The sequence below is a fragment of the Mesorhizobium sp. P5_C1 genome (assembly GCF_054049815.1).
In genome coordinates, this window is sequence record NZ_JBFULQ010000788.1 from 1 (window position 1) to 1,951 (window position 1,951).

Annotated in this window: 1 protein-coding gene; it reads right to left on the reverse strand. The window is 63.3% G+C overall.

The annotated features are described in order from the left end of the window. Nucleotides 1-24 precede the first annotated feature (24 nt). Nucleotides 25-1,806, reverse strand: a complete 1,782-nt coding sequence (locus ACXJ7R_RS31285; RefSeq protein WP_095085827.1) for a glucan ABC transporter ATP-binding protein/ permease — start codon at nucleotides 1,804-1,806, stop codon at nucleotides 25-27. Between the last annotated feature and the right edge of the window lie 145 nt (nucleotides 1,807-1,951).

The following is a 1,951-nucleotide window of genomic DNA, read 5'->3' on the forward strand; positions in this document are numbered from 1 at the left end:
CACAAGGGGGAGGTAAGAACGAAATCAGGCGGCGGCTTCCTGCTGTTGCTGCACGGTGCGGCTGAGGCGGCGAACCTCCTCGTCGTTGAGCAGGCCGCCGGCGCGCAGCAGGCTGGCAAAGCGGCCATTGCGCATCGACAGTTCGGCGAAGCCGCCCATCTCGACCACCCTGCCCTTGTCCATGAACACGACCAGATCGGCGTCGCGAACGGTGGTCAGGCGGTGGGCGATGATGAAGGTGGTGCGGTCGCGCCGCAATTCGTCGATCGCTTCCTTGACCCGATCCTCGGTCTCGACGTCGAGGGCGCTGGTCGCCTCGTCGAGCACCAGGATAGGGGCATCCTTCAGCACGGCGCGGGCAATAGCGATGCGCTGGCGCTCGCCACCTGACAGCTGGCCGCCACGTTCGCCAACCAGCGTGTCATAGCCATTGCTCTTGGACAGGATGAAGTCCTGCGCGGCAGCCGCGGTGGCGGCTGCATGGACCTCGTCATTGGTCGCGTCAGCCCGGCCGACGCGGATGTTGTCCTCGATCGAGCGGTTGAGCAGGCCCGCATCCTGGAACACGGTGGCGATCGAATGACGCAGCGACTTGCGGGTCACGCTGCGGGTGTCGATGCCGTCGACCAGGATACGGCCATGGGACGGCGAGAAGACGCGCTGCAGCAGATTGATGAGCGTGGTCTTGCCGGCCCCCGTCGGGCCGACGATGGCGACCGTCTGACCGGCCTGGACCTCGAACGACACGTCGTCGATGCCCTGGCCCGAATTGGCGAATTCGAAGCCGACATTCTCGAAGCGAACATGGCCGGTGACGTTGGTGAGATCGCGCAACCCGTCCGGCTCGGCGGCGTCGGCCGCGGAATCCTCGAGGTGGTAGAAGTCCTCGAGCTTGGCACGGGCCTCCGAAATCTGGTTGGCGAAAGCCGACATCTGGTCGAGCCTGGCGATCAGCAGCGTGGCAAAGCCGGTGAAGGCGATGACGTCGCCGATACGCAGCTGGCCATGGGTGACCAGATAGGCGCCGATCAGCAGCACCACCATCATCGAAATCGTCGACGACAGACGGTGCAGCGCATTGGCCATCGCCCACCAGTCGAGCACCGGGTTCTGCGCGTCGAGCAGGTTCTTGACGTAGCGGCGCAGCGTGTCCGCCTCGTGGCCGAGGCGGTTGTAGCTCTGCAGGACGGCGACGTTGGAGACCGAGTCGGTCACATGCGCGAAAACCTTGTGGTAATGGCGCTCAACCGCGGCCTGACCTTCCTTGGTCCGCTTCATCACCAGCCGGCCGATGCCAACATAGAGCACGCCGAGCGCCAGCAGCACCATCGACATACGCAGGTCCATGCTGATCGCGGTCGGGATCAGCAGGAACAGTGCGACCGCCGTCGACAGGTGCTGGCGCATGAATTCAAGCCACAGGCTGAACAGGGTCTCGACCGCGCGCAACAGGGTGTGCAGGGCATTGGAGGTGCCGCGCTGGTGATGCCAGGCAAGCGGCATGGTGATCACGCGCTCGAACGACTGGCAAAGCACCTCGCTGCGCCGCTTGTGGGCAAAGCGATCGGCACCGCGCGCCACCAGGACGAAGGCCACGATGTTGAAGGCGCCCAGTCCCGCCCACAGGGCAAGCGTGGCAAAAACCGAACCGCGTTCGGAAATCGCATCGATCACCCGTCCGAACATGATCGGCTCAAGAATGGCGATGATCGCGAGAGCGACGTTGGCCGAACAGATCAACGCGACGCGTTTCCTGTCTGCGGCCAGATAACCGAGCGCTCGCCAGTAGATTTGCAGAAGGGTCACCCCAGTTACTCCGCCATCCTGTTTATTGTGCACTGCATCATTTGACTCGTACCGGTTGATACGTCGCAAAACAATGGCCGTGTACCTCTTCAGTTCCCAATTCGCGAACAAAAGATGGCGACGTTCCGAAATCTGCCGTGATCAC